This window comes from Acinetobacter sp. UBA6720, assembly GCF_002454215.1.
In the GTDB taxonomy this organism is placed as follows: domain Bacteria; phylum Pseudomonadota; class Gammaproteobacteria; order Pseudomonadales; family Moraxellaceae; genus Acinetobacter.
Genome location: NZ_DKIK01000069.1, coordinates 1 through 3,920 on the forward strand (window position 1 = coordinate 1; position 3,920 = coordinate 3,920).

Genomic DNA, 3,920 nt, shown 5'->3' on the forward strand with positions numbered 1-3,920 from the left:
ATTGGATGCTGAACATTTAAAACGTAGTCTGGCCGAAGGGGATGAGGACTATCGTTATAGTCTGAAGTTTGCTTTAGATCGTTTGGCTTTAGGCGTCGCTGTACCAGAACATGTGCTGTTTCATGAGACCTTGAGCTATGCCCAAGTACAGTCGAGTGATTTTGAGCTGATTGGTATTTTGATTGAAATTTATCAGGATTTTAAACACCGTTCCGAGTGGATGATCGCGCATGAAATAGGACAACGGACGACGGCAGAAACTTGGCTGAATCGTTTGATGGAGGATATTCGCGAGTTTGAAGTCGCGGGTGTCGAGTCTTTGGCCGCAGTGTATAAGATGGTCAAAAAACAAGAACGTATGCTGACTTTGGCAAGTTTCTACGATGAACACGACCATCATGCACTGCGCAGTTTAAGTTTACCTTTACCTTATGTGTTAGAGGAAATTCAAAAGACCTTAGAAGCGCAATTGGACTATGCAGAACCCACAGGGCAGATCACATTTAGTCAAATTGGTCAGATTCGGCCTGTGCCGTATAAGCTGATTGTGATGTTGGGCTTGGACAGTGGCAAGTTTCCTAACCGCAGTGCGCATTTGCCTTTTGACTTGATGGATTTACTGAAGCCACAGCTGGGGGATCGTTCCCGTTTGGAAGACGATCAAGGGGCTTTTCTAGATGCGTTGTTGTTGGCACAAGAGAACGTATGGTTATTTTATAATGGCTTTGATATTAACGATGGTGAAGTCCGGGATCCGTCTACAGTATTGCAAGAACTGATTCAGCATATGGCCTTTATTGTGCAGCCTGACACACAGACCAAGAGTGTCAATGCAACGGTTGATCAGCATGGTGTGACTGTCCCTGCACAGTTAGCATCGCTATATCATGTTCATCCTTTATTGCCTTTTGATCCACGTGGTTTTGAGTCTGAGCACAGTATCCGTTTTCAAGATCAATGGTTTCAGGTCGCGAAACAATTGCAACATGCATCGGGGCAACGCAGCAGTTGGGTCAACACGCCGTATCCAAAATTAGAGCAAGACATTCAAGTTCTTGACAGTCAGCAGTGGATTCAGGACATCACTTTCCCTGCACGGCTGTATCTCAAGACTTTAGGCGTGGAAAACTTAAAACCAGAAGAGATTCCTGCAACGCAAGAGCCGTTACTACTTGATGGTTTAGGACGTTATGCCATTCGTCATTTTTTACAACAACATGAAGCAGAAGCAGATGCCAACCTTCTGATGGATCAACTCCCGATTGGTAAAGTGCAAGATGGGGTCTGGCAAATGAGCGTGCTTGAGCAGCAGCGCTTGCTGACCCGTTTACAACGCTATGCACCTGAGACCACAGCCACGACCCAACAAGTCTGGAAGGTGAATGAACATTTACAGATCAATATTACCTTAGCCAAATACAGTGCTGAAAAATGGGTCAGTCTGGAAGCGTCTAGTGCAAGAGCAAAGCGCCGTGCCAAAGTTTGGTTGGAGTATTTATTGTGGTTGGCTTATGTGAACTTAGGTGATGGCGGACAGCAATATCAACGCATCGTGGTGTTTAGTGACCGAACCATTTTATGTACTGGTGTGAGTTCAAATCAGGCGCGTGAATGGCTCAAGCCTTGGTTGAAAGCATGGGAGTATGCACAAACTCAGCCTTTGGTTTTACCTGCGGCCTTGCTGTTGAAAATTGCAGAAAAAGATAAAACGCATGAATGGAAACTGAATGATCAGGAACAGATGGTGATTGCGGACATGGACGCCATTTATAAAGTTTGGGAAGAAGATGGTCGTTTTAGTGGTTTTTCAATGACTGAAAATGAAGCCAATAAAGCACACCGCGACTGGCAGTTTATTTTACAAGAGCAGGATGCCAAAGCATTACTTGCCCATGCCTGTGAGCAGTTTTCTTATGAGCTATATCATCCGATTTTTTTGCATCAGCAAAGCCTTGAGGACTAAGTCATGACAGCCCAGTCTCAGGTCACTCCATCGAACATGTCTTATCAACCCATTGCCGATATGAGCTTTCAGGGCTTGCATTGGATTGAAGCTTCAGCAGGCACAGGCAAGACTTTTACTTTATCCAGTTTAATGGTACGCATTTTTCTCGGAGCCTATTTGCCGAATCAGGTCATTGCAACCACCTTCACCCGTGCTGCCGCCGCGGAGCTGAAAAGTCGCGTTCGGGCACGTTTGATTGACACCTTACGTTATTTTGAAGGTTGTCAAAGTCTAACCGAGCGAGAAATACAGGCCAAAATAACTGTTGAACAAGATCCGCTTTTTATCAAAGTACTGACAGACTATGCGCAGCGGGTCGGTTTCGCTCAAGAGCGTTTGAAGTTAGTGATTGATCAGTTAGATGAGTTATTTGTCGGGACATTGGACAGTTTTAGTCAAAAGCTACTGCGTGAGTTTTCTTTTGAAAGTGGCAAGATTGAGCGTGCGGATATCACCGATGATGCGCAGAGTTATACTCAACAGCTCATTCATGATGTATTACGTGAGTGGATTCAGGCGCAGCCACAGCCTGTGGTGAATTATTTACTGTTAAAACAAAAATTAAAAACCGAACAGGCTTATGTGCCGATTGTCGAAAATAGTTTGAACTTTGCATCAGCACAGTTTCAACAGGTGGAAAAACCTGTACTTGATTTGACGCAATTTGAGCAGGCCATTGATCAATTTACCACGCTGGATGTGGTGCAGATTGAAGGATTGAAAGACTATTATGCCCCTGAGGGGCAATACCATGCGGTGTTGGGGAAAAAATGGCGCACCGATGCTTTGATGCAACGTATTTTATGTCAGGACTTACCTGCTTTTTTGACTGCATTGAAAGAGCAACGGGCTTATGCTTTATTTGCGCCACATTTTGAAAAAACCTTAAAGCACCTGACTGACCTCGCGACGAAAAAAGTCTTAAATAAATGTGCCGTGGATGTATTGGAACAGTTTGAACAGCATCCAGTGTGGCGACAGGTTCACAGTTTCTTAGAGGCGTTGACAGAGCTAGAGCTCAATTTGGATGTGCTGGATGCGTATTTGAAATATCACTTAAGCTCTGAGGTGAAAAAGCGTTTACCGCAAGTGTTGCAGCAAAAGAGTGAAACGACCTTTGCCCAACAAATTCGGACCTTGTCAGAAGCTTTACAGGGCGAGCAGGGCAGGCGCTTTGCCCAGTTTGTACAGGCACGCTATCCACTCATTTTAGTGGATGAGTTTCAAGACACCAACCAAGACCAAGATGATATGTTGGCGCGGATTTGGCGTGATGCGCAGCGTTATCATCAAGGCTGTATGATTATGGTCGGTGATCCGAAACAAGCTATTTATGGCTTTCGTGGGGGGGACATGCTGACCTATAACAAGGCACGTTTAGATGTTTTGGCAAAGCAAGGTCGACAGTATAGTTTGAAATATAATCATCGCTCTGTGCAAAAACTGGTACAGGTGGTGGATGCTTTATTCCAACGCCAACAGGACTTTGGTGAGCAGGTCTATTATCAGCCTGTAGAAGCAGGGACTCGTCCACATCCCGCTTTGGTCGATGCACAGGGTGAAAACCATGTTCCGCTGCGTTGGCTGTTACTTGAAGATAAAAAGAATGAAGCTCAACAAGTGGCATGGAAAATTTGTGATTTAATCAACCAAGGCATTCAACAGCAACTGTATGTGGCAGATGATCCGCCACAGTTTATGGGGGCAAATGATATCGCGGTGTTGTCGAAAAACCATGATGGCTTGGACAAAGTTCAGTTTGAACTAGAGCGTTTGGGAATTTTGGTCAACCGTCCGTCTAAACGCAGTGTGTTTGAAAGTCAGGTCGCGAAAGATGTCGGTGCATTATTGACCGCAATGATGCATCCTTTTGATGAGGCCAAAGTTCGCCGTGCACTTTTGAGTCGGCTGTTGG

Annotated in this window: 1 protein-coding gene and 1 pseudogene; both read left to right on the forward strand. The window is 45.1% G+C overall.

Going from position 1 to position 3,920, the window contains the following annotated elements:
- Window positions 1-1,963, forward strand: a pseudogene (locus B4F08_RS05700) (exodeoxyribonuclease V subunit gamma); the annotation flags it as partial.
- Between the two features lie 3 nt (window positions 1,964-1,966).
- The coding region (locus B4F08_RS05705) for a UvrD-helicase domain-containing protein (RefSeq protein ID WP_291373725.1) at window positions 1,967-3,920 on the forward strand (1,954 nt) is incomplete at its 3' end.